This is a genomic window from Bacillus hominis, assembly GCF_030348325.1.
Classification (GTDB): Bacteria; Bacillota; Bacilli; order Bacillales; family Bacillaceae_G; genus Bacillus_A; species Bacillus_A hominis.
The window spans coordinates 2,783,628-2,807,428 of record NZ_JAUCFS010000005.1 but is presented as its reverse complement, the minus strand read 5'-3'; the positions used below and the strand labels follow the sequence as shown (position 1 = coordinate 2,807,428).

Genomic DNA, 23,801 nt, shown 5'->3' with positions numbered 1-23,801 from the left:
GAGATGGGATGAAATTTTCTGCGTTAGGAGATCAAGCAATTATTGTTACATTTGGCGAAGAAATTAGGATGGATATATACGAAAAAGTACAACGATTATTTCAAGCACTGCAGCAGCACCCGTTTGCGGGAATGATCGAATGCGTTCCATCGTTTACTTCATTAGCGGTTTACTACAATGTGTACGAAGTATGGAAGGAAAATGATAGAAATGTAAAACCATATGATTACGTATGCCAGTACATAAATGAACTATATGATACTAATAAGGAAGAGCTGAAAAGAGATGTGAAACATATTTCTATACCAGTTTGTTACGGGGGAGAATATGGACCTGATTTAGAAGAGGTTGCGCATTATCAAGGATTACAAGTAGAGGATGTTATTCGAATACATAGTGAAACAACATATTTCGTGTATATGTTAGGTTTTACACCTGGATTCCCTTATTTAGGGGGATTACCGAAAGAGCTAGAAACACCTAGAAAAGAAACACCGCGGTTACAAATTGCCCCTGGTTCAGTAGGTATTGGCGGAAATCAAACGGGTATTTACCCGCTTGAAACACCAGGAGGCTGGAATATTATCGGCCGAACACCGATCGCATTGTTTAATCCAAAAGAAGAAACACCAACATATATTCAAAGTGGTATGTATTTACGATTTATACCAATAACAAAGGAAGAGTACGTATCGCTTGAGGGGGCTAAAGAATGGATGTAGAGGTTTTGCATGCAGGAATGTTTACAACAGTCCAAGATTTAGGACGATCTCATTATCAACAATACGGTGTACCTGTTGGCGGTGCTATGGATAAAAATGCACTTAGGCTAATCAATATGTTAGTCGGTAATGAAGAGAATGAAGCGGGACTTGAAATGACAATCATGGGACCGAAATTGTTAATAAAGAAAACGACTTTGCTCGCGATTGGCGGAGCGGATATGGAACCGTTATTAAATGGAGAACGAATTCCATTATGGCGCCCTATATTAGCTGAAGAAGGAAGCATGCTTTGTCTCGGAAAAGCGAAAAGCGGTTGCAGGGCGTATGTGACTTTTGCGGGTGGTATAAATATTGATCATACGATGGGAAGTAAAAGTACTTACATACGTGCTGCTCTTGGCGGTATTGAAGGGCGAATGCTGAAAAAAGGAGATTATTTTCAAATTGGTACAGGGGTAGAAGTTGCGAGTCGTTTCATTCAAAGTTTAAAAGAAGAAGAGCGTATAAAAACGAAGTGGGCAATTTGTAACAATGCTTTACCAAAATATAAGAAGCATCCTAGTCTTCGCGTCATAACAGACTTTGAATATAATCAATTCACAGAAGAAAGTATAAAGTCGTTTTTTTCGAAAGAGTATAAAGTATCCAATTATGCTGATCGCATGGGATATAGGCTTGATGGAGAGGTTTTAAATAGAGTTGAAGAGATAGAAATTTTATCGAGCCCAGTTACATTCGGAACAATTCAAGTACCGAATGGTGGACAGCCTATTATATTAATGGCGGATAGACAAACGACAGGTGGTTATCCGAGAATTGGAAATGTAATTTCAGTAGATTTACCTCTTCTAGCGCAGCTGAAACCAGGAGACTATGTAACTTTTGAAAAAATTTCTATGGAAGAAGCTGCACAATTATATATAGAACAGGAAACAAGTATGAGTCTATTAAAGAAATTCATCGCTTTACGAAGCTGAGATTAGGAGGAAAACATCGTGACTACAATCGATTTAAACTGTGATTTAGGAGAAAGTTTTGGAGCTTATAAAATGGGGAATGATGATGAAATTCTTCCGTTCGTTTCCTCTATAAACGTTGCTTGTGGTTTTCATGCTGGTGATCCGGCCGTTATGCGGCAGACGGTTGAAAAAGCTCTGGGGCATAATGTAGCGATAGGGGCACACCCTGGATTTCCCGATTTAATTGGATTTGGAAGAAGGAATATGCATGTTTCAGCAAGTGAAGTATATGATTATGTTTTATATCAAATTGGAGCATTAGACGGATTTGTTAAAGCAGCTGGAGGAAAAATGCAACATGTAAAACCGCACGGTGCCTTATATAATATGGCGGCAACTGATTCGGAAATTGCGGATGCAATCGCAAAGGCAATTTATCATATTAACCCTGGATTATTACTTTACGGATTGGCGAATAGTGAGGCATTTATAAAGGCAACAGAAAAATATAATATAACTCTCGTACAAGAAGCTTTTGCTGATCGCACGTATAAGCAGGATGGAACTTTAACGAGCCGTACAGAAGAAAATGCTCTTATAAAAAATGAAGACGAAGCAATAAAACAAGTACTTCAAATGGTGAAGGAAGGGTATGTAGAAGCGGTTAATGGGAAGAAAGTAGCAGTTCAGGCGCAAACGATATGTTTACACGGGGATGGAGAGAAAGCAGTCCAATTTGCGGAGAAAATATACAGAACATTTGAACTTAACGGTGTTTCTATATGCGCACCGAAATAAAAAATGAGGGGAAGTGCTAGAAATGATTAAATTAATCGGGATACTACTTGTTGCAGTTGGGTTTTTATTTAGACTAAATACATTGTTAGTAGTTATGGTTGCAGGTATTGTTACTGGTATGGTTTCAGGCTTAAGCTTTTATGATGTGATCAGCATGTTCGGTAAGTTTTTCATAGAAAATAGATATATGTCTATGCCGATTATACTGACTTTACCGGTAATCGGAATTTTAGAGCGTTATGGATTGAAAGAAAGAGCTGAGGCACTTATAACGAAATCAAAAGGAGCAACAACAGGAAGAGTATTAATGTCATATTTTACGATAAGAGAATCATCAGCAGCACTAGGACTGAATATTGGTGGTCATGCGCAAACAGTGAGACCGCTTGTTGCACCAATGGCAGAAGGAGCTGCACAAGGTAAATACGGTAAACTTCCTGAAAAATTAAGAGAAAAGATTAAAGCAAACGCAGCAGCTGCGGAAAACACAGCTTGGTTTTTCGGAGAAGATATTTTTATCGCAACTGGTGCCATCTTATTAATGAAAGGATTCTTCGATTCAGTAGGTATGCATGTCGGAGTATGGGATATGGCACTTTGGGGTATTCCAACTGCAATATCTGCCCTTATTGTGAGCTGGATTAGGTTTAGAAGATTTGATAAATATATAGAGAAAACAATGAAGGCAGAAGAAAAAGAAGAGAAGGAGGCAATATAATATGAACATCATAACTATGGATACAATCTATTATGTATTAGGTATAATCGTTGCCTTTATCGCTGTGCGTATTGCATTCGATCGTGAACATCCAAACAGATTTGGTTCTAGCTTGTTTTGGGCATTGTTCGCAGTTACATTTTTATTTGGAAATGTAATACCTTCGTTTTACGTTGGCTGTATCGTACTCGCTATGGTCGTTTTAGCTTCATTGAATAAAGTAACAAAATCCGAGGAGAAAGAAGTATCTGTAGAAGAACGTGTGAAACATGCTGAGAAATTAAAGAATAAAATTTTTATGCCTGCACTGTTAATACCTATTTTTACAATTATCGGTACACTGACATTAGGGAAAATCAAATGGGGAAATGTCTCTCTTGTTGATCCTGATAAAGTAACGTTAGTTGCATTAGCGTTAGGTGCATTACTCGCATTCGTTGCAGCGATGCGTATTACAAAAGCGAAAATAACAACGCCTGTTCAAGAGGGAAGCAGATTACTACAGGCTGTCGGCTGGGCTGTTATTTTACCACAAATGTTAGCGGCGCTTGGCGGTATTTTCGCGAAGTCTGGTGTTGGACAAGTTGTTTCTGATCTAGTCGGACAAGTGTTACCGACAGAGTATCCATTCGTTGCTGTTATGGCGTATTGTTTAGGAATGATGCTGTTTACAGTCGTAATGGGGAATGCATTCGCCGCGTTTGCAGTAATCACTGGCGGAATCGGATTACCTCTAATTGTACAAATGCACGGCGGGAATCCAGCTATTATGGCAGCGCTCGGTATGTTTGCTGGATATTGCGGAACATTGATTACGCCAATGGCGGCAAACTTTAATATTGTTCCCGCAATGCTCTTAGAACTGAAAGATAAGAACGCTGTTATTAAGGCGCAAGTACCAATTGCTCTTTCCATTTTCATTATCAATATGTTTATTATGTACGGCCTTGTATATCGTTTCTAATTAGGAGAGTGAAACTATGAAAACAGTATTGCTAACAGGATTTGATCCGTTTGGAGGAGAAAGCATCAATCCAGCTTGGGAAGTCGCAAAAAGTTTACATGAAAAAACAATTGGAGAATACAAGATTATAAGTAAACAAGTTCCAACAGTATTTCATAAATCAATAAGCGTATTAAAAGAGTATATAGAAGAGCTAAAGCCTGAAATGATTATATGTATCGGACAAGCTGGGGGTAGACCAGATATTACGATAGAACGAATAGCAATTAATGTTGATGATGCAAGAATTGCTGATAATGAAGGAAATCAGCCAGTGGATGTACCGGTTGTAGAAGAAGGACCGGCTGCATATTGGTCGACATTACCGATGAAAGCAATTGTAAAAACACTTCGCGAGGAAGGCATACCAGCTTCGATTTCACAAACAGCAGGTACATTCGTTTGTAATCATTTATTCTATGGTCTCATGCATGAGCTAGAGAAACATGATAAGAAAATAAAAGGCGGATTTGTTCACATTCCGTTCTTACCAGAACAAGCTAGTAACTATCCAGGTCAATCGAGTATGTCACTTTCTACTATTAGTAAAGGGATAGAATTAGCAATCGAGGTAACGACGGAAGTAGAATTAGATATTGTAGAGTGTGGGGGCGCGACGCATTAAATAGAAGAATAAATTGGGATACAATCATATTCCATAGATGATTTCACAAAGTTTTGGAGAGATAGTTAAGGTGAGGGCAATGGGTGAAATGCTATTCTTCGGAGTAATATTATGTGTCACGCGTATAGAAGGTTAAATCTAATTTTAATATTTTGTTATTCGATAAGGATTTATTAGAAATATAAAATGAAATAAAAAAGCAACTTCAAGATGATAAAGTAGCTAAATAGCAAGTTTAAAAAATGTTTGCAAAAATAATAGAATAACTGGTAATAAAGGAAAAGAAATCCGAAAATTGGATTTCTTTTTAATTTGATGTAACTATTTACATAATATAATATTTCATGGTAAAGTTTTCAAGGGAAAATTAAGTATGAGAAACACCATGGAGGGTACATTATGAAAAAACAAATTTCAATTTTATTAGGCAGCATCATGCTGACTGGAAGCATTCTTACAGGTTGTGGAAATGAAAAAGCATCCACAGAGGATAAAGAAAAAGCAACTTCTGCTGAGCAAAAAGATGTTTCTAACAAGTCCGAAAAAGAGGAGAAAGGTACTGTAAACTTATCTAAAGTAGGACAGAAAGCCAAATCAGATGGTAATGAAGCCGAATTAATGAAAATTAAAGAAGTTAACCAAACTGTAGATATTGCACCTATTAAATATACTGTAAAAGATATGAAGATTATTAAGCTTAATAAAGTTAATAAGTCTATGACAGAATTTTTACTTCAATATACAGGCGGGAACAAGTTGCCTGAGGATCTAAATTACATACAAATTCAGTACAGTGTAGAAAACACTAGTGATCAAAATGTAGATTTCTATGGTCTTCAAAAAGTTGTTCTGAACAATGGTGAACAGCTGGATGCAATTGGAAATGATTTCATTTGGGAAAGAGAAGATAATGATAGTAAATTTTATGGTAAAGTAAAAAAAGAGGGAAGTGTAGGTCTTATTATTAAAGGGAAGCCTGAGGAGATTACATCAGCTAAGTTAATCTTTAGTAATACAGTTAACCCTGACGGATATGAGACTATTACGGAAGAACAACAAGCAGAATTCCAAATATAAAAGAGAGGCATTGGTATTATCCCCTATAGGTAGACAGTAAAAAAAGAGTCCATCTGGCATGATGGACTCAATACTGGTTTATCTGGAGGGGATTTTTTTATGGAAAAAAAGGACAATCATTTCAAAAATATACAGAAGAACTAAAGCGAGAAGTAGTTCGTCTTCGATTAGAAGAAGGAAAATCATTACGAGAAATTTGTGAACAACTTGGTGTGAAGAGTGATGCTCAAATTGTAGAGTGGGTAAAACGAGCTCAACAAGGGGAGTCATTTGAGGATCAACGTGGTGTTTGGAATTGAAAGAATTTTAATAGTCTTGAAGAAGAAAATACTTATTTGAAGGCGCAGGTTGAGTATTTAAAAAGCGCAATCCAAATCTACGCGGGAAGGAATGATAATGAATCATAAACGTGTTTGCCGTCTGATGAGAGAGCTGGGCGTTCAATCTATCATCAGAAAAAAACGTCCGTTTTATGGAAGAAAAACATCTGTGGTATTTAAAAACCATTTGAACCGAGAGTTTCAAGCAGAAAAACAAAATCAAAAATACGTAATGGATATTACTTATGTAAGAATTGGAGAGCAATTTGCCTATTTGTCAGCTCTCTTACCAAGTTGCATTAGTCTATTAGGTATGTTTTGTTTTCCTAGAAATATCATTGCTCCAGCATACATTATATTGCGTTTGTGTGGAGATTGCTATGGTTATACAAAAAAAGAGTAACCCGTTTGGCTACTCTTCACATAGAAACTTGTATTTGTTCATTTCAATAAGAGACCGTTATTGAAGTCCCTTCATGAAATTTTGGATTTTTGATGATAATGCAAACAGCAGGATGCTAACTAAAATGGAGATAGCACCAATAACACCAAAGTAAATTGCTTCTGTTGCAGGATTATACAGTTTAACAACTTGGGCATTTATTGCTTGCGCAGACGCAGTTGATAAGAACCATAAGCTCATGGTTTGCGAAGAGAAAGCAGCTGGAGCCAGCTTTGTCGTTATTGATAACCCTGAAGGAGATAAACAAACTTCTCCAATTACAATTAAAAAGAAGCTAAGGACTAACCACATAGGATTCACTAAAGAGTGAGTACCGTTGATTAAAGCCGGAATAATCATAACTAAGAATGATAAACCTGCAAATAGCAACCCAATAGCGAATTTTTTTGCCGTTGAAGGCTGCTTCTTGCCTAACTTTATCCAAACCCATGCAAAAATCGGGGCAAGCGTTACGATAAAGATTGGACTTAATGATTGGAACCAAGCGGAATGCAATGTAATTCCATTGAACTGTAATTGAGTTCGTTGATCCGCGTATGTCGCTAAGATAATAGCACCTTGTTCTTGTATAGACCAAAATATTGTAGCTGCAATAAAGAGTGGTATATACGCAAGAAGACGAGATTGCTCTACTTTTGTTGTTTTAGGACTACGATACATATAAATGAAATAATAGGCTGGAATAACAATCCCTAAGATACTAATCAGGAATGTAAAACGATTTATAGTTAACAACCCAGTTGGAATTGTAACCACACCTAGCAATGCTAATATAACCAGACCAACACTGAAATACTTAATAGTCTTTTTTCTTTCCGAATCTGATAATGGATTAGGTACTTGCGTACCGACTAGACCAAGGTTTTTCTGTTTTGTTCCAACAAATACCCCTAACCCAATTGCCATACCAATTGCCGCAACTCCAAAACCAAGGTGGAAATTATATTGCTGACCTAATGTTCCGACAACTAAAGGTGCAAGTAAGGCACCTAAGTTAATACCCATGTAGAATATACTGAACCCTGAGTCACGACGCGCATCTGTTTTACTGTATAAACTTCCTACGATGTTCGATATGTTAGGCTTTAACAACCCTGTTCCTAGAATTAAGAAGACCATAGAGATAAATAACGCACTTTTACTACCCGGTAAAGCTAAAATAAGATGGCCAACCATAATTAAAACGCCACCAAAGAATACGGTTTTACTTGGACCAAATAAACGATCCGATATCCATCCACCGATAATACTAGACATGAACAGTAAGGAACCGTAAATTGCCATTATCGAAGTTGCGGTAGATTGATCAATTCCTAATCCACCTTTTGCGACCGAATAGTACATATAATACAGCAAAATAGCTCTCATTCCGTAATGAGAAAACCTTTCCCAAAACTCAGTGAAGAATAAAGTGAATAATCCTTTTGGATGTCCAAAAAATCCTGTTTGAGGAATACTTTGAACAAGTTCGTTTTTTTCTTTCATAATGTTAATATTACCCCTTATTAATTTTTGATATTATACAAGTATAACTTAAGAGGCTCCCGATAGTCCATAACTATCTAAGTTCATCGATGAAGAAAAGTAGCTTTCTGGCTGCTTTCTAAATGAATTGAAAAATCGTCATTCGCTCATTAGACACACCTTTCACTGAATCTACCTCTAAACAATCCAAAATTGATTGTGAGAGTGCTTTAGCTACTAAGAATGCTACGCCATTAACAACAAGTGTATCTTTGTGTTTCCTAGCAAGGCCGACTACATTCTCCATAACATAATCAGTTGTGAATTTATAAGATAAACAATTATTCTTAAAGCTGGTTTGAATTTTCGAAAGGTTTTATGCCAGTTTGCGGAATTAAAATTAAATAACTGTATTTTAATTGAACAGTAGTTATCTTGGAAACTTTAATTACGCCCAAAAAAGTTTGGGTTTAGATAATGCAACGTAGTAAGTAAACCGAATTGTACAACACCTTCTATAAACAACTGGTATAATAAGTATAGGAAAATACATAGAGGTGATTTTTGTGCAGCAATTTGAAGAAGTACGTTCAATTTTAGAAAAAGCGAAGAAAATTACAGTATTAACAGGTGCTGGTGCAAGTACAGAAAGCGGTATACCAGATTTTCGTTCATCAAATGGATTGTACGCTGATGCGAATGTAGAGATGTATTTATCAAGAGGATATTATAATCGAAGTCCGAAAGAATTTTGGAAGCATTATAAAGAAATCTTTCAAATTAATACATTTCACCAGTATAAAGCAAATCGTGGGCATCGCTTTTTGGCGGAGCTAGAAGAACAAGGAAAAGACATAACGATTTTAACGCAAAATATTGATGGTTTGCATCAAGTAGGTGGTAGTAAACATGTAATTGATTTACACGGAACACTTCAAACTGCGCATTGTCCGAAGTGTAAAACGGGATATGATTTACAATATATGATTGATCATGAAGTGCCACGCTGTGAGAAGTGTAATTTCATTTTAAATCCAGATGTTGTTTTATACGGAGATACACTGCCGCAATATCAAAATGCGATAAAACGTTTATATGAAACAGATGTGCTCCTCGTAATGGGAACGTCATTAAAAGTACAGCCTGTCGCTTCATTCCCAGAAATCGCAAAGAGGGAAGTCGGCGCAACAACGATTTTAGTAAATGAAGAGTTAACAGGACAAGAATATAACTTTGATTATGTGTTTCAAGAAAAGATTGGTGAATTTGCCAAAGGGTTATCTTCGATTAAATAAGTTTTTGTTTTCATAAAGAAACTGAGGTGAATGATGTCCACCTCAGTTTTTTTGTATGAATTATATTTATGTTATTGCGTACTAAGGGGAATGGTAATAAATAGGATGTTAAAATAAAAAACTGAAAATTAAATCTTTTATTTCTTTTGTAATTAATATAAAATTCTATATATATCATAAAATTAAATTTGATACATAATGATGTATTTGATTGCACTGTAGTGAACGTATTTTTTATGCACTGAAATGTTAATAGAATGAAGCGAGGGAGCAAAATGAGACAGAAAAAGGAGAAGCAGAAACAGTCGAAAAAGAAAAAGACTCATATTCCGTTTCGGTTAAATGTACTATTTTTTATCGTTTTTCTTTTATTTTCAGCTATTATTATTCAATTAGGTAAAGTACAAATTATTGACGGAGAAACGTATCGAAATGAAGTGAATAAAAAGGAAGATGTAACGGTGAGTACTCCAGTTCCGAGAGGGAAGATGTTTGACCGGGAAGGGAAAGTTATTGTAAATAATAAACCGTTACGAACTGTTACATATACGAAAATGAAAGGAGTGGACTCAAAAGAGGTTTTAAAGGTGGCAAGAAATTTAGCACAGCTAATTGAAATGCCGCAAGAAGATATGGACAAGTTAACAGAGACAGATAAAAAAGACTTTTGGATGCAGTTAAATGAAAAACGTGCAGCAACAAAAGTAACGAAAGAAGATGAGAGTAAATTTAGGAAGCAGGAAATAGAAGGGAAAGAATTAGATAAGAAAGTAGAGGAGTTAAGACGAGAAAGAATTACACAAGAAGAACTAAACGAGCTTTCGAAAGAGGATATAGAAGTACTAGCAATTAAAAGCAAAATGAATGCGGGATATAAAATGACGCCACAAATCGTCAAAAAAGATGTAAGTCAAAATGAATATGCAGTAGTGAGTGAAAGATTATCGAGCTTGCCAGGCGTAGATACGACTGTGGATTGGGAGCGCGAATATCCAAATGATAAAATACTACGTTCTGTACTTGGTAGTGTTTCTAGTGAGAATGAGGGATTACCAAGGGAGCAATTAGACTATTATTTAGTACGAGATTATAACAGAAATGATCGTATTGGTAAGAGTTACATCGAAAAACAATACGAAGATGTGTTACATGGAACGAAAGAACAGTCTAAAAATATTACTGATAAAGCTGGAAATATTATTCGAACTGAAAAAGTGACAAAAGGAAAAAGTGGACATAATTTAATGTTAACAGTTGATATGGATTTACAGAAAAAGGTGGAGGAAAGTCTTGAAAGGAATTTAAGGGCATTTCATTCCTCTGAACCAATGATGGATCGTGCATTCGTCGTTATGATGAATCCGAAAAATGGTCAAATTCTATCATTAGCAGGGAAGAAAATTGTAAATAAAGATGGCGGGATGCAAATAGAAGACTACGCTTTAGGAACGATGATAAGCTCTTATGAGTTAGGATCGACGGTGAAAGGAGCTACGTTACTAGCTGGATATCAAGCAGGGGTGATTAAGCCATATACGCATTTCTTTGATGCACCAATGTACTTTAAAGGAAGTTCGAAGCCGAAGAAATCTTGGAAAGACTTTGGAGATATTGATGATTTAAGAGCTTTGCAAGTTTCATCGAACGTATATATGTTTAATACAGCTTTAAAAATGGCAGGTATTGATTATGTACCAAACAATCCGTTAGATATTAAACAAGAAACATTTAATAAAATGCGCTATTACTTTAGACAATTTGGTTTAGGCGTGCCAACTGGTATTGACTTGCCGAATGAATCGATTGGTCAAATGGGTAGAACCGATAATATACCTGGTTTTTTACTTGATTATGCGATTGGACAATATGATACATATACGCCACTGCAACTTGCTCAATATATGTCAACGATCGCAAATGGTGGTTACCGAATGAAACCACAAATTGTACAAGAAATTAGAGAGCAACCAAATAGACCAGGGGAAGTCGGGAAAGTTATACAATCGATGGAACCAGTCGTGTTAAATCGAGTGGATATGGATCTTTCATATATAAATCATGTGAAAGAAGGATTTAGAAGGGTTTTCCAAGAGGCTGATGGGACAGGTACTGGAACTTTCAAAGGATTACCTTATAAACCGGCTGGAAAAACAGGAACAGCAGAGACAGTGTACGGTGGAGAAAGTGATATTGGAAGAGATGAGAACAACTATCGAAAAAAATGTTATAATTTAACTCTCGCCGGGTATGCACCATATGATGCTGATCCGGAAGTCGCTTTTTCTGTTGTTGTGCCATGGGTGAATAATGATAAATCAGGTATTAATTCTGCAATTGGTAAAGAAATTTTGGATGCATATTTTGATTTGAAAACGCAGAGATCGGGTGTAAGTCCAGTCCCAGTAGCACAATAGCCGAGTAAGGCACAGTAAAAAACTTCAAATTGTAGTATATCACTGCGCAAATGAAAACATATTGTGCAGTGATATATTTTTGAGTTGAGAAGTGTTTTGATAAGGTGGGAATGGATATGAAAGAGGAGATTAAGAGAGGTTGGGGAAAGTACATACTATTTATATTTGTCATGGTAGTAGCGTACCAGTCTTTTACTTTATGTAAGGTGGAAGGAAAATCAATGCAGCCAACTTTACATGAAGAAGACTACGTATTTGTAAATAAAGCCGCTGTACATTTTTCTAGCTTACAGCACGGAGAAATCGTCATTATTAAGGAAGAGGATGGATCGAAATATTATGTGAAACGTGTAATAGGGCTTCCTGGTGACGTAATTAACATAACGAATGGAACTGTATACGTAAATGACAAAAAGCAAGATGAACCTTATATAAATAAAGATTTATATAACAATACACAAGTGTTTTACAACTTTCAAAAGACAAAGATTCCGCCAAATAAGTTATTTGTAATGGGAGACAATCGTGAGCATAGTAGGGATAGTCGAAATGGTTTAGGGTATATTGAAGAAGATAACGTTATTGGTAAGGTGGAATTTGTGTATTATCCTTTTTCGGAAATGAAAATGATAGACTAGTTTAGTATTTTTATTTTATTTTCCTCAAAAACAATCAATGAATTAATATGTAAAACATCTCGTTTCACAATAGGAAACGATGCGTTAAAATACTAAGAAAAAGCCAAATCCTTTAATGGGATTTGGCTTTTTGTAGGGAATGCTAATTCAAGGTTTACTCTTCATAATATGCTTTAATAATAAAGCGGTGTTGCTTCACATCGAAATATCCTTTTTGCAAGATGATTTCATGTATGCGATACAATTCCTTGGTATAGCTGTCTACTGTAAAATCAGGAATTTGCCACGGAATTGCTTTTAAGTAATAGACAACAGCACCGATATCATAAAAACGTTGAAGAGGGAACTCTTCCTTCGCTTCTATAATTGTAAATCTATTTTGCTTTAATTCACTACATGCTGTTTCGAGTGACCAATTTGCAAATTCTGAATTAAGTGGTGCACCAAACAGCTCATTAAGATCAGCACAATCAAGACCACCGACTTGCTGTGTAAGGAATGTTCCATTGGTGGAAAGAATTCTTTTCACTTCAGAAGCAGAATAGGATTCATGTTGATTCACAATTAAATCAAACTGACCATCTTGAAATGGTAAAGCAGTATCATCGGTCACCTCTACAACAGTAACCCCTAAAGGTTCTAATTTCTTTCGAGCAATTGGAACGTTCGGAGCATAGCCCTCAGTAGCATAAATAGTTGGCGGGAACGGTTGTAACATAGATAAAAACTCTCCGCCGCCAGTGCCCATATCTAGTGTAGATTCTGCACGCTGCATAAGCTGGAAGGCTGTGCTACCGTACGACCACGATAAAGGCTCGCCATTCATACGACCAGTTTCTGAAATGAAAGAAAAATCCCAGCCAGTAAAGTTTGACTTCGCACTTTCTAATAGTGCCGAAAATAATGGATCACGTTTCATATTATGTCCTCCTATTGCGTTAATGAATGATATAGTAAGAAAAGAGAAATGGAGGACCTCTTATTAAAATAAAGCGGTTTTACGTTTCGTGTTCAAATAGATTCATACAAATTCGCTCCTTGCGAGAATGATTATTTATATATTCGGGATTTTCGAGTGAAATTCCTTTGAGATATAAAGGGAAGGTAGAAATTTAATGGATAGAGTTAAAAAGTCTGCTCGAGAGAGGGCGACTCATTACGGCTTTATGGTTATACAGAAAAAAAGAATAATGAAAACAAATTTGATAAAAGAGTATATCTAGATACAGGTCACGGTTATTTTCACTTTAAAGTGGAAAAATGCTAATGAAATATAACTATTTTATTAGATAAAGAATCTATATTTTTATATGGACTATTAAAGTAATCAACGCAACATGTAGCTAAAAAATAAAGGATGATACGTATAAAATAAGATGTATGTATCATCCTTTTTCTTTTCCGAAAAAACATAATCATTTTGTATAGCAGAGCATTTATGGCAACGTATATAATAAATAGAAGGTATAAAAGAGTATGTAAACTATACAGTGGGATGTGATGGGGAATGTGGGGGTTTTTTAAATGGAAAAAGTCAGCAAAACTTTCTAAAGAAGAAAAAATTGAAATAAATACAAGAAAAAAAGAAGAGGTTCTTCGGAAATCAAGAGAGTTATTATCGGATTTTCAGTACGACTTTGAATTTGTAAGTGAAGATCTCCAGCATGTTCTAATTCTTGATAAGTTGTCTAGAAAAATAGCTTTTATACAGCTTTCTAGTCTTGAAAAAGAACCAACTATCCTAGCTTTAAAAGATGTAAATGGACTAGGTATTCATTATGATTTTGCCAAAATAGGTATAGAACGATATTCATTTGAAAATTTTGGAGATATTTATAATCTTGAAAAATGTGCAAGTGAAATTGATTCTACTACTATGTCTACTATGAATTCGATATCTATCTATATTAAATATGAGTTGGATTATGTCACGGAAGAAGAGATCATATTACCCTTCTATGAAAAGGGAGAATCTGTGTTTTGTTATGAGGAAAAACACGAGGAATTAAAAGATTTATATGAATTTCTTATTAGATGTATAATTGAGGATGAAAATTTAAGAAGAGAGGAAAGTAAAATTAAAGAGCTTAAATCTATTATTGAAGACCTAGGCCAATATAGAAATAAGAATAAAGAATTGCTTGATAATCATAGTCCGTTACTAAAAACATTATTAATTGGTTTAGTACATGATATTCCCTATTCATGCGAATTTGGTCGTAATATATTTATAGATATACATAAATTAGGATTATCTATAAAAGGGTTTAGAATGGATAGACTGTATATTGATTGCAATTTTGAACCGATTGAATCTTTTGAAAATCAGGAGATTAGAAAGTTAATAATTCAAATAATTGAACTTCGAATACAAAATTATGGATATAAAGAAGTAAAATTAATATCAAATCAATCTAAGTTAGATGAATTAGAGATTACAAATGACGTCAGTGTTCAAGAACAAATTGTAAGAGAAGTAATTGAAGTATATCCGAGATTTTACAAAGAATCATATAAGTCTTATGTGTGTTACCAAAAGACATTATTTATTTATTATGATGAAAATGAAACATACAATCCAAAGCCAAGTGATATAAAGTGGGATAAAAATAAGCTCTCCGTATTAGAGTATTTAATGGGGGATCAAACCATTAACATCGCACTTGTCCCCTGTAACCACAAGATAGAATACAGTTCTGTGGAGAATGTAGAAGAGATTTGGCGCATAGTGGTTAAATACACTATAGATAACGGGTATTACTCAGAATATAGTAAAGAAACTCTTTTAGCTAGTAAAGCTCATTCGTATGAGGATCAGGTCCTTTCTATCTACAATGTGAACAGATTTGAAAATTTAACGTGGGATCTTAAGGATAGTATTAAATATGCTTTTTTCATTCACACTGGTCAATTTGTCGATACGCTTGAAATAATTGAAGATCCTGAAAAAAGTGGATATCAGGAAGAAAATGAAGAAAATATACCACTGATCGTTGTTGAATGGATAAAAGAAATAGAATCACAGCCCCATACGCTTTTCGAGGTCCTAGATTTTCGTCGTATTGATGAAGCAATATACGTTTTAATGGATAACAAGATGTATGCGGCAAGTCGTATCTATGATTGTGCTGAGTTCAAATACGGTTTGCCCAAGGAGCCTTTTATAGATAACCTTACTAAACGTTCCCTACGTATAAATTACGGGCATTTATCTATTGGTGAATGTCATTTTGACTCTTATCACGAAGAGTTTGCATCGAGTATAGGACAGTATTTAACAGAATTAGATAAAGTGCAGAAAAGTCAAATGAAGCCGTGGAAACAAAAATGCATGGAAAATAATACAATTCAAATGTTATTCGAAAGATTTTATCAAAAGAAAGTTAAACCGTTTATTAATGCTACTTATTTAGATGATATTTTAGACGATACAGTAGATTTAAATGATGAAATTGAAACCTTTAGCCAGTTATTAATGAAAAGAAAGTATATAGAGGGTGATGAATTTTTAGTTGGTGTGTTTGTAAGAGAATGTGTAGTTGAGAGTGCGATTAACGATTTTTCAGAAACATTCAAACGACATAATGGCCTTCATTTTGAAAATATACGAAACATGACATTAACGGAATGTTTACAGGCATTCCATGCAGTTGATTTTGCTAGCATGAAAAATCAGGAAGATCTGGCAAGCTTCATGTGCTTCTTGTTGCAAAATAATAAAATCGAACTAGATGTAACGTATCAAGAGTTACAAGAAAAACTAACCGAGATGTTAATGCAAGATGGTGAAGAGCAGATGCTGCAAGATTATGAATCAGATCTCTTAGCTGAGGATCAAGACGCTCTATCAATAACAATTGAAGATGTCGATGAGATGGATGGATATCAGTTTGAAGAGTTTGTTGCACAGCTATTTCAAGAAATGGGATATAAGACTGAAGTAACGAGTAGCTCAGGAGATTATGGTATTGATGTTATTGCGAAAAGAAAAGGATTAACGATTGGCATACAGGCAAAGAGATATAGTGATAAAGTGCCGAATAAAGCCGTACAAGAGGTGATTGCTGGAATCGCATTTTACAATTTAGATCAGGGTTTAGTTATTACAAATAACTACTACACGAAACCTGCACAAAATCAGGCGAAGGGTACCAATGTACTGTTATGGGACCGTGATATGCTATTGCAAAAGTTAAGGGAAGTGTACGGAAACAAACTGAATCTTGATAAAAGTGAATAGTGTACTGTAATCAGAATCATTAATTCTGTAAATGAGAAAACAGGCTCTTTCAAATTTGGAAAGGGCCTGTTTGTATAGAATATGAGCTTGAGAATAGAAATATATTTTCAGTATAGCTAAGTTTTAAAAGGGTGATACAGTAAGGGTGGAGTACAATTCTATAACAAAAAAGTACTGGTCTAATATGTATGTATTTGAAATGAGTGATGAAGCACAGAATGAAATACAAAAACAAATGGATCTAAAAAAAGAGAACCATTAACTAGGGATTCGATTTTACATATAAGTTCAACCATGTTTCAAAATAAGAACGGGGTTATTTATTACTTTATTCAAAAATGATTTAATTGGAAGGTTTAGGTTACTAATGAGGAGAGAAGTATAACAATATTTGAAAAGGAGCTAATAGAGGGGAGAACAAAAACGCTTATACTTCATTTTTGAAGCATAAGCGTTTTTGTTTAAAATACTTAAAAACAAAAATCTTTTGGTAAAGTACCATTTTTTATCACCGTTCTTAACCCATGTTTTATAATCCAAGGGTTAACAGGAAGTTTGTTATCACGCAATTGCTGCAACCATTGAAAAACGAGTTCGTTATCTTCTTTCGTAATATCATTAATGTGATTGGCTACCGATTTTTGAACATATTTAGAAGGGTCATTCATTAATGGCTCAAGAAGCTTTAAATTATTTCTAAAGTCACCTTTCAGAGCGCCTATTTTTTTTGCCCAAGGAAGTCTTGGTCTAGTACCTTCTGACACTAATCGCCTAATGTGGCTGTTTTCGTCATGTATCCACTGTTGTAATATGTTTAGTGTGTCTTCATGATATGTTTCAAGAAAAGGACGAATGGCATATTCAGCAGTATTCCTTTTTGTTATTTCATACATTGCATTGAATGAGGATTCAAAATCGTTAAGTCCATATTTTTCAACGTATTTTGCAATAGGCATATACATATATCCCTTTGTAAATGTACCTACTTCTGTTGTGTTTTCTGGTCCCAATGTTTTCAGTAATATATGTATTGCTTCATTAAAATCTTTTTGTAATGCATTGTGTAATTCATCTGCTATTACTTCTATACGTTGTTTTAACTCTAAATTTTCAACTTTATATGTTACAGAATCTACAAAGTTTTTTTTAGAGAAATTAGAATCATGTTTAGAAATAGAATCAGCCATTTTTTCTGCTAATTCTTCATTAAATAAAAATTTCAATGGAACATATTTACCCATTTTTTCACCTCATTGGTCAAATGAAAATAATTTTTATTTTTTAACCGACAATCCATAAACCAACGTCTCACTAGGCGTCGTAATACTAAAACCAGTCGTCTTATAATCAAGTTTCACCGTATCACCAGTGTAGTCTTTCGTAAATGAGTCCATTTGTACAATAAGCTGTTCATCTTCATATACAACATCATCCGCATTATATGTATCCCAAATTAAATCCACATCAACGAAAATACTGCAAGAGTTTGTCATTGTTCCTCTAATACGAACGATTTTTTTGCTTTCACGTTCTAATCTATGTATAGCTGCTTTTGCTTCATCAGTAATACGAATGTTCATGTAATCCCAACCTTTATGTATATTTCCTTTATTATTGCAAAAACAAAAGAAATAGGGAAGTAAAGAGGGTTGTAATAAAAAACGAGCAAACATGAACTGTTTGCTCGTTTTACTTTATTTTAGTTCACATTTATCAAGAGGAATCACTTTTGTTTTCTTCGTAAATTTATATCCTAACCATAGTACTAAGAAAAGTGGTAAACCGATGTAAGAAACGAATACACCGTTCCAATCGATAGATTCTCCCGTAAATGCGCCATAGTTTTGTCCTAAAATGACAATGACACAAAGTGCAAATGCAAAGATTGGACCGAACGGGAACCATTTTGCTCGATAAGGTAAGTCTTTTAAATCTTTTCCTTGTGCGATATATGCTTTACGGAAACGATAATGACTAATTGCAATTCCAACCCATGCGATAAAGCCAGACATTCCGGATGCGTTTAATAACCAAATGTATACAACGCCGTCACCGAATAAAGAAGCAATGAAAGCGATACTACCGACAATCGATGTTACGATTAATGCGTTAACAGGTACGCCGCGGCTATCCAATTTACCTAAGAACTTTGGTGCTTTTCCTTGGCGAGCTAAATCCCAAAGCATACGAGTTGATGCATACATACCAGAGTTACCAGCAGATAAAACGGCCGTTAAAATAACAGCGTTCATAACAGAAGCAGCGAAGGCAACGCCCGCTTTTTCAAAAATAAGTGTAAATGGACTTACTGTTACATCACTTGCGGCAAGGCTTTCAGTTGTGTAAGGAATTAATAAACCGATAACGAGAATCGCAAGGATATAGAATAAAAGAATACGCCAAAAGATCGAACGAATTGCTTTTGGAATATTACGCTCTGGATCAGCAGTTTCACCAGCAGCTACTCCTAATAATTCAGTTCCTTGGAATGAGAATCCAGCGGCCATAAATACACCGATAATTGCCATAATACCGCCGTTAAATGGTGCATCTGCAACAGTGAAGTTTTTAAATCCAACAGATTCGCCGCCCATAATTCCAAAAATCATCATGAAGCCGACAATTAAAAAGATAATAATAGTAACTACTTTAATAAGTGCGAACCAATATTCAGATTCACCAAACCCTTTAACAGATAAATAGTTTAAGAGGAAAATAATAGCTAAACATAATCCACTCCAAATAAGAGAAGGGGTATCTGGGAACCAAAATTTCATAATTAATGTTACAGCAGCTAGTTCAGCAGCAATTGTAATCGCCCAGTTATACCAATAGTTCCATCCAAGTGCAAAACCAAGTGATGGATCAACAAATTTTGTTGCATACGTACTAAAAGATCCAGTAACAGGCATGTAAGCTGCGAGTTCAGCTAAGCTTGTCATTAAAAAGTAAACCATAATTCCAATTGCGGCGTATGCGATTAGTGCACCACCAGGTCCAGCTGTGTGGATTACACCACCGCTGGCAAGAAATAATCCGGTACCAATTGTACCACCGAGAGAAATCATCGTAAGGTGCCTTGATTTTAAACTACGTTTTAATTCACCTTTTCCTTGTGCAGTTTGTGTTTTAGAGGTAGTTTGATTCGTTGCGCTATTCATGTTCAACACTCCTTTTCTTGTAAGATAGGAAGGAGCGGGGGGAGAAAAGTACAAAAAACCGCCAAAGGAATTTGGCGGAACGTTTCACAAATAACCACCCCATCATACCCTTCCGTTAAGATAGCACCCCACGTTTACACGGTAATTTTGTAAACGTGACAGTTCTGTTCCTTTCGGAGACAGCCCCAGCCCATATTTCCAGAGAAGAAATATAAACTTCGGCAACTTTTCCTTTCAAACGGGGTCGGTGACATTCTCTGTGTCTCGTCCGTTCTACTTTTAAAAGTCGCAACCTCTACCTCATCGGACTGATGAGGATTTATATATTGCTAAGATTTTTAATATATGGCAATTGTAATGACTTTCTGAAAATATTGCAAGGAATTTTGTTAGGAAAAGTCAAAAATTATCGGTTATTGTTTAGGAAACGTTTGCAAAACTCCACCCGAACCTACTTTTATGTAACGATAAGCAAAGAAAAAATTGTTATACAAATGTTTCGCAAAAAATAATGAAAAACCCTTTAAAAATGAAAGGAAATTCAGAAAATATAATTCGACATTGATGTTGAAATCATGTTTTTTTGTTATGATTAACCTATCTTTTAAGTGAAAAGGGGAAATAATAATGAAATTAAAAACGGAAAGATTACATATAGTGCCGTGTACAGAAGAGAATGTTCACATTGCTAATAATCAAGGATACAATAGTGGCCCGCATATTTTAGGGCATATAGAAAATGTGAAACAAGATGCGGATTTATTACCGTGGGGCGCGTGGTATGTTATTCGGAAAGAAGATGACATCGTTTTAGGTGATATAGGATTTAAAGGGAGACCGAACGAGAATCATACAGTAGAAATTGGTTACGGATTTATTGAGAAATATTGGAATAAAGGTTATGCTACAGAATCTGTAGACGAATTAATAAAGTGGGCTTTTCAGACAGGAGAAGTAGAAACGATTATGGCGGAGACACTCTTTGATAACAATAGTTCAATTCGTGTATTAGAGAAATTACATATGAAAAGAGTAAATAGTACTGAAACGATGATAAATTGGAAGATTGAAAATAAAGAATACCGCTCGAAGTAAATCGGGCGGTATTTTACGTAATTATGGTAGCATTTGTTTTTGATCTGTTGGGTATCCAATTGTTGAATGTTTCGAGTGGTTACGGACAGAAATGAAAATAGAGATAATAACGATAAGACCAACTACAACATAAGAAAGTGTAATAATAGTTGGATCAACTTTAAATGATGTAAGTAATGTACGTATATTCGTAAAGATAATAAGTCCGCCAACGAGTACGCCAAGTAAATGCGAAGGAACGATGCGTACTAACCATGCGGCGATTGGTGCGGCAACAATACCACCGAGCATTAGGGCAAATACCCAAACCCAGCTTATTTGTTCCCAACCAAGTGAGATGAAAAAGCCGATTGTTGCAGCGAGTGAAACAGGAAATTCGCTCGTATCTACAGATCCAATAACTTTTCTAGCATCATTTCCTCTTGCAAGAAGAACAGGTGTCGTAATAGGTCCCCAGCCACCACCGCCAGTTGAATCAACGAATCCTGCGAACAGACCGAGCGGCACAAGTTGTTTAGCAGACATACGCTTATTTGAAGAAACAATTTGTTTTTGAATGATGAATCGTAATAAAATATAAACCCCTAAAGTAAATAAAAATAAGGAAATGTACGGTTTAATTACATCGCCAGGTAAATTACTTAAAAAACATGCCCCAACAAATGCGCCAATTGCTCCAGGTAATGTAAGTCTAGAAACTGTATATTTATCAACGTTTCCAAATCGTATGTGAGATGCACCAGAAGCCGCAGTTGTAACGACTTCAGCTAAATGAACCGATGCAGATGCAACAGCCGGTGCGATACCAAACATTAGTAATAAAGAGGAAGACGTTACTCCGTACGCCATTCCAAGTGCTCCATCAATCAATTGAGCGAAAAATCCAATAATAGCAAAGACAATTAATTTCTGCATAAATAATCCCCCTGTAATAATAAATAAATAAAAAGGCACTTTTCCCATATGAGAAAAGTGCCTTTGGTTTTTCCAATCAGCAATATATAAATTTGTTTCATTATAATACATATTAATCTTATAAATCAACTAGGTTTTAAAGTTTTTTGAATTGAATGAAAGAAAAATAAAATATACAATAAAAGGATGGAGAGAAAGGGGAGAAAGACATGTTACTATTTGATCATCTCGTTCACGCGGTGCATTGTACACCAGAGGAAGCGGCAAAACAAATGCAGGAGCTTGGATTTCATACTGCATTAGGCGGAGAGCATATGAATTGGGGTACTTGGAATAGTTTATGTTATTTTGATTTATCATATATAGAATTTTTAGCTGTTCAGCATGAAGAAAAAGCGAAAGAAGCAGACAATCCATTAGTACAAGAAACAGTGGTGAAATTACAAAATGGAGAAGGAATGCTACAAATCGCAATCCGAACAGATGCCATTGAAGAACTGGCAGATAAGTTGAGTAAGCACGGTTTACATACGATAGGGCCATTTGAAGGGAAACGTATGAGACAAGATGGCAGACTTTTAGAATGGAAAATGTTATTCGTAAAACAAGAAGAGAACGGACCGAAATTACCATTCTTTATACAGTGGAATGAAACAGATGCAGAAAGAAGAAACGATTTACGCAACGTTGGGACAATCGCGGAACATAAAAACAAAGTACAACAAATTGAAACGATTCATTACGCAGTGAAAAATGTTCGAGAAACGGTGCGGAAATGGAAAGAAATAATGGAGCTAACTGCAAGTACAGTTATACAAAATGAAGAATGGAATGCAGAGTGTCAAAGCGTATCATTTGGTGACATTCATGTACAGTTTTGTGAACCAATTGGCGAAGGATTAGTGCTAGAATGCCTGAAGAATCAAGGCGAATATCCTTTTGCAGTAGAGTTTAAAGGGGAAAATAAACGAGAGCATGAAGTGTTAGGTAGTTTGTACATATATTAATAGAGTGAGTGAACCGAATTTTAGAAGATTATGATCATTGTTCGTCCTATATTTCAAAATGGTATCAATCATATCATATGGATATGATGAACAATAGATGATGGAGGGATTCATTTGGATAAAATAGCGATAATTTCAGATATACATGGTAATATTCCAGCTTTAGAATCTGTGCTACAAGACATTAAATTAAGAGGAATTGAGCGCATTATTTGTCTTGGAGATTTAGTCGGAAAAGGCCCTCATTCAAGCGAAGTAATTGAAATCGTTCGTAAAGAATGTGAACAAGTTGTTATGGGAAACTGGGATGATTTTATTACAAAACCGACTGAATTTGAAGCGTTAAAATGGCATCAAAAACAACTGTCAGAAGAACAAAATGAGTATTTAAGAAGTTTACCATTTTCAATCGAGTTTTATATGAGCGGGAAACTCATTCGTATGTTCCACGCTTCACCAAGAAGTTTATATGAAAGAATTCAACCACACGCTTCAAGAGAAGAGCGCGTTAGCATGTTCGAAAATAGTGAGTTGACAGAGAATATAGAAGGGGAAAGAAAACCAGATGTTGTTTGCTACGGTGATGTTCACCAAGCGTTCGTTCAAAATTTCAGAGGGAAAACGTTATGTAATGCTGGTAGTGTAGGAAATCCTCTTGAAATTACACAAGCGTCCTATTTAATTTTTGAAGGAACCTACAATGAAAAAGAAGCAACGAGCTTTTCCATCCAACTCGTACGTGTACCATATGATATTGAATTAGCCATTCGATTGGCGGAAGAGCTCGATATGCCAGAGATTGAGGAGTATAAGCAGGAATTACGGACTGCTTTGTATCGAGGGTTTAAGGGGAAGTAAGGAATATCATACATAGAAAAACTAGA

The 23,801-nt window shown here is 35.4% G+C and carries 21 protein-coding genes, 1 pseudogene and 1 riboswitch; of the genes and pseudogenes, 15 read left to right on the top strand and 7 right to left on the bottom strand.

Annotated elements, in window-relative coordinates; all coding sequences use genetic code 11:
- Positions 1 to 8 precede the first annotated feature (8 nt).
- From pxpB to QUF93_RS16990, 8 genes and pseudogenes are all read left to right on the top strand, one after another.
- Complete coding sequence (gene pxpB / locus QUF93_RS17025) at positions 9 to 722, top strand: 5-oxoprolinase subunit PxpB (protein WP_289359575.1); 714 nt, start codon at positions 9 to 11, stop codon at positions 720 to 722.
- Positions 713 to 1,702 (top strand): 5-oxoprolinase subunit C family protein, encoded by a 990-nt coding sequence (locus QUF93_RS17020; RefSeq protein WP_002120442.1) that lies wholly within the window; start codon positions 713 to 715, stop codon positions 1,700 to 1,702. Before pxpB ends, QUF93_RS17020 begins: the two co-directional genes overlap by 10 nt.
- 18 nt (positions 1,703 to 1,720) lie before the next feature.
- Positions 1,721 to 2,482 carry a 5-oxoprolinase subunit PxpA gene (gene pxpA / locus QUF93_RS17015; RefSeq protein WP_289359574.1) on the top strand — a complete coding sequence of 254 codons (762 nt, stop codon included), beginning with the start codon at positions 1,721 to 1,723 and terminating at the stop codon, positions 2,480 to 2,482.
- A gap of 22 nt (positions 2,483 to 2,504) precedes the next feature.
- The gene (locus tag QUF93_RS17010; RefSeq protein ID WP_002120438.1) at positions 2,505 to 3,200 is read left to right on the top strand and encodes a DUF969 domain-containing protein; all 696 of its coding nucleotides are present in this window, start codon (positions 2,505 to 2,507) and stop codon (positions 3,198 to 3,200) included.
- A 1-nt stretch (position 3,201) separates the two neighbouring features.
- Positions 3,202 to 4,164: a DUF979 domain-containing protein gene (locus QUF93_RS17005; RefSeq protein WP_289359573.1), complete on the top strand. Its 963-nt coding sequence runs from the start codon at positions 3,202 to 3,204 to the stop codon at positions 4,162 to 4,164.
- Positions 4,165 to 4,180: 16 nt separating this feature from the next.
- Positions 4,181 to 4,828 carry a pyroglutamyl-peptidase I gene (gene pcp / locus QUF93_RS17000; RefSeq protein ID WP_289359572.1) on the top strand — a complete coding sequence of 216 codons (648 nt, stop codon included), beginning with the start codon at positions 4,181 to 4,183 and terminating at the stop codon, positions 4,826 to 4,828.
- Between the two features lie 399 nt (positions 4,829 to 5,227).
- Positions 5,228 to 5,905 carry a hypothetical protein gene (locus QUF93_RS16995; protein ID WP_002161265.1) on the top strand — a complete coding sequence of 226 codons (678 nt, stop codon included), beginning with the start codon at positions 5,228 to 5,230 and terminating at the stop codon, positions 5,903 to 5,905.
- Positions 5,906 to 5,985: 80 nt separating this feature from the next.
- Positions 5,986 to 6,514 (top strand): annotated as a pseudogene (locus tag QUF93_RS16990) (transposase); the annotation flags it as partial.
- A 171-nt stretch (positions 6,515 to 6,685) separates the two neighbouring features.
- On the opposite strand, the gene QUF93_RS16985 reads toward QUF93_RS16990, so the two are convergent.
- Positions 6,686 to 8,173 (bottom strand): peptide MFS transporter, encoded by a 1,488-nt coding sequence (locus QUF93_RS16985; protein ID WP_289359571.1) that lies wholly within the window; start codon positions 8,171 to 8,173, stop codon positions 6,686 to 6,688.
- Positions 8,174 to 8,291: 118 nt separating this feature from the next.
- Complete coding sequence (locus QUF93_RS16980) at positions 8,292 to 8,459, bottom strand: hypothetical protein (protein ID WP_289359570.1); 168 nt, start codon at positions 8,457 to 8,459, stop codon at positions 8,292 to 8,294.
- Between the two features lie 259 nt (positions 8,460 to 8,718).
- Here QUF93_RS16980 and QUF93_RS16975 point away from each other — a divergent pair, with 259 nt between their 5' ends.
- The 3 genes from QUF93_RS16975 (at position 8,719) to lepB (ending at position 12,499) form a co-directional block, all read left to right on the top strand.
- The gene (locus tag QUF93_RS16975; protein WP_289359569.1) at positions 8,719 to 9,447 is read left to right on the top strand and encodes an NAD-dependent protein deacylase; all 729 of its coding nucleotides are present in this window, start codon (positions 8,719 to 8,721) and stop codon (positions 9,445 to 9,447) included.
- Positions 9,448 to 9,704: 257 nt separating this feature from the next.
- Complete coding sequence (locus QUF93_RS16970) at positions 9,705 to 11,861, top strand: peptidoglycan D,D-transpeptidase FtsI family protein (RefSeq protein WP_289375757.1); 2,157 nt, start codon at positions 9,705 to 9,707, stop codon at positions 11,859 to 11,861.
- A 116-nt stretch (positions 11,862 to 11,977) separates the two neighbouring features.
- Positions 11,978 to 12,499, top strand: coding sequence for a signal peptidase I (lepB, locus tag QUF93_RS16965; protein WP_289359567.1), 522 nt, complete (start codon positions 11,978 to 11,980; stop codon positions 12,497 to 12,499).
- 154 nt (positions 12,500 to 12,653) lie between these two features.
- Here lepB and QUF93_RS16960 read toward each other — a convergent pair whose 3' ends face one another.
- On the bottom strand, positions 12,654 to 13,418 hold the full coding sequence (locus tag QUF93_RS16960; protein WP_289359566.1) for a class I SAM-dependent methyltransferase: 765 nt from the start codon (positions 13,416 to 13,418) through the stop codon (positions 12,654 to 12,656).
- 588 nt (positions 13,419 to 14,006) lie between these two features.
- On the opposite strand from QUF93_RS16960, the gene QUF93_RS16955 reads away from it, so the two are divergent.
- Positions 14,007 to 16,739: a restriction endonuclease gene (locus QUF93_RS16955; protein ID WP_289359565.1), complete on the top strand. Its 2,733-nt coding sequence runs from the start codon at positions 14,007 to 14,009 to the stop codon at positions 16,737 to 16,739.
- Between the two features lie 470 nt (positions 16,740 to 17,209).
- On the opposite strand, the gene QUF93_RS16950 is transcribed toward QUF93_RS16955, so the two are convergent.
- The 3 genes from QUF93_RS16950 to QUF93_RS16940 form a co-directional block, all read right to left on the bottom strand.
- Positions 17,210 to 17,980: a DNA alkylation repair protein gene (locus tag QUF93_RS16950; RefSeq protein ID WP_289359564.1), complete on the bottom strand. Its 771-nt coding sequence runs from the start codon at positions 17,978 to 17,980 to the stop codon at positions 17,210 to 17,212.
- 33 nt (positions 17,981 to 18,013) lie between these two features.
- Positions 18,014 to 18,319, bottom strand: coding sequence for an iron-sulfur cluster biosynthesis family protein (locus QUF93_RS16945; protein WP_289359563.1), 306 nt, complete (start codon positions 18,317 to 18,319; stop codon positions 18,014 to 18,016).
- A gap of 114 nt (positions 18,320 to 18,433) precedes the next feature.
- Positions 18,434 to 19,900 carry an amino acid permease gene (locus QUF93_RS16940; protein WP_289359562.1) on the bottom strand — a complete coding sequence of 489 codons (1,467 nt, stop codon included), beginning with the start codon at positions 19,898 to 19,900 and terminating at the stop codon, positions 18,434 to 18,436.
- A gap of 113 nt (positions 19,901 to 20,013) precedes the next feature.
- A riboswitch (Lysine riboswitch) is annotated at positions 20,014 to 20,206 on the bottom strand.
- Between the two features lie 321 nt (positions 20,207 to 20,527).
- Here QUF93_RS16940 and QUF93_RS16935 point away from each other — a divergent pair.
- The gene (locus QUF93_RS16935; protein WP_289359561.1) at positions 20,528 to 20,995 is read left to right on the top strand and encodes a GNAT family N-acetyltransferase; all 468 of its coding nucleotides are present in this window, start codon (positions 20,528 to 20,530) and stop codon (positions 20,993 to 20,995) included.
- 21 nt (positions 20,996 to 21,016) lie between these two features.
- On the opposite strand, the gene QUF93_RS16930 is transcribed toward QUF93_RS16935, so the two are convergent.
- Positions 21,017 to 22,021 carry a sulfite exporter TauE/SafE family protein gene (locus QUF93_RS16930; RefSeq protein ID WP_289359560.1) on the bottom strand — a complete coding sequence of 335 codons (1,005 nt, stop codon included), beginning with the start codon at positions 22,019 to 22,021 and terminating at the stop codon, positions 21,017 to 21,019.
- Between the two features lie 98 nt (positions 22,022 to 22,119).
- Here QUF93_RS16930 and QUF93_RS16925 point away from each other — a divergent pair, with 98 nt between their 5' ends.
- Both QUF93_RS16925 and QUF93_RS16920 read left to right on the top strand, forming a co-directional pair.
- Positions 22,120 to 22,917 carry a VOC family protein gene (locus QUF93_RS16925; RefSeq protein WP_289359559.1) on the top strand — a complete coding sequence of 266 codons (798 nt, stop codon included), beginning with the start codon at positions 22,120 to 22,122 and terminating at the stop codon, positions 22,915 to 22,917.
- Between the two features lie 114 nt (positions 22,918 to 23,031).
- Positions 23,032 to 23,775 (top strand): metallophosphoesterase family protein, encoded by a 744-nt coding sequence (locus QUF93_RS16920; protein ID WP_289359558.1) that lies wholly within the window; start codon positions 23,032 to 23,034, stop codon positions 23,773 to 23,775.
- The last annotated feature ends 26 nt before the right edge of the window (positions 23,776 to 23,801 follow it).

Bases quoted from the DNA above. Each gene is read 5' to 3' on its own strand.
- QUF93_RS16940 (WP_289359562.1), bottom strand. From the start codon at position 19,900: ATGAATAGCGCAACGAATCAAACTACCTCTAAAACACAAACTGCACAA.
- QUF93_RS16960 (WP_289359566.1), bottom strand. From the start codon at position 13,418: ATGAAACGTGATCCATTATTTTCGGCACTATTAGAAAGTGCGAAGTCA.
- QUF93_RS16945 (WP_289359563.1), bottom strand. From the start codon at position 18,319: ATGAACATTCGTATTACTGATGAAGCAAAAGCAGCTATACATAGATTA.
- QUF93_RS16970 (WP_289375757.1), top strand. From the start codon at position 9,705: ATGAAGCGAGGGAGCAAAATGAGACAGAAAAAGGAGAAGCAGAAACAG.
- pcp (WP_289359572.1), top strand. From the start codon at position 4,181: ATGAAAACAGTATTGCTAACAGGATTTGATCCGTTTGGAGGAGAAAGC.
- QUF93_RS16995 (WP_002161265.1), top strand. From the start codon at position 5,228: ATGAAAAAACAAATTTCAATTTTATTAGGCAGCATCATGCTGACTGGA.
- QUF93_RS17010 (WP_002120438.1), top strand. From the start codon at position 2,505: ATGATTAAATTAATCGGGATACTACTTGTTGCAGTTGGGTTTTTATTT.
- QUF93_RS17005 (WP_289359573.1), top strand. From the start codon at position 3,202: ATGAACATCATAACTATGGATACAATCTATTATGTATTAGGTATAATC.
- QUF93_RS16980 (WP_289359570.1), bottom strand. From the start codon at position 8,459: ATGGAGAATGTAGTCGGCCTTGCTAGGAAACACAAAGATACACTTGTT.
- QUF93_RS16955 (WP_289359565.1), top strand. From the start codon at position 14,007: ATGTGGGGGTTTTTTAAATGGAAAAAGTCAGCAAAACTTTCTAAAGAA.
- QUF93_RS16950 (WP_289359564.1), bottom strand. From the start codon at position 17,980: ATGGGTAAATATGTTCCATTGAAATTTTTATTTAATGAAGAATTAGCA.
- QUF93_RS16935 (WP_289359561.1), top strand. From the start codon at position 20,528: ATGAAATTAAAAACGGAAAGATTACATATAGTGCCGTGTACAGAAGAG.
- QUF93_RS17020 (WP_002120442.1), top strand. From the start codon at position 713: ATGGATGTAGAGGTTTTGCATGCAGGAATGTTTACAACAGTCCAAGAT.
- QUF93_RS16930 (WP_289359560.1), bottom strand. From the start codon at position 22,021: ATGTATTATAATGAAACAAATTTATATATTGCTGATTGGAAAAACCAA.
- lepB (WP_289359567.1), top strand. From the start codon at position 11,978: ATGAAAGAGGAGATTAAGAGAGGTTGGGGAAAGTACATACTATTTATA.
- QUF93_RS16925 (WP_289359559.1), top strand. From the start codon at position 22,120: ATGTTACTATTTGATCATCTCGTTCACGCGGTGCATTGTACACCAGAG.
- pxpB (WP_289359575.1), top strand. From the start codon at position 9: ATGAAATTTTCTGCGTTAGGAGATCAAGCAATTATTGTTACATTTGGC.
- QUF93_RS16985 (WP_289359571.1), bottom strand. From the start codon at position 8,173: ATGAAAGAAAAAAACGAACTTGTTCAAAGTATTCCTCAAACAGGATTT.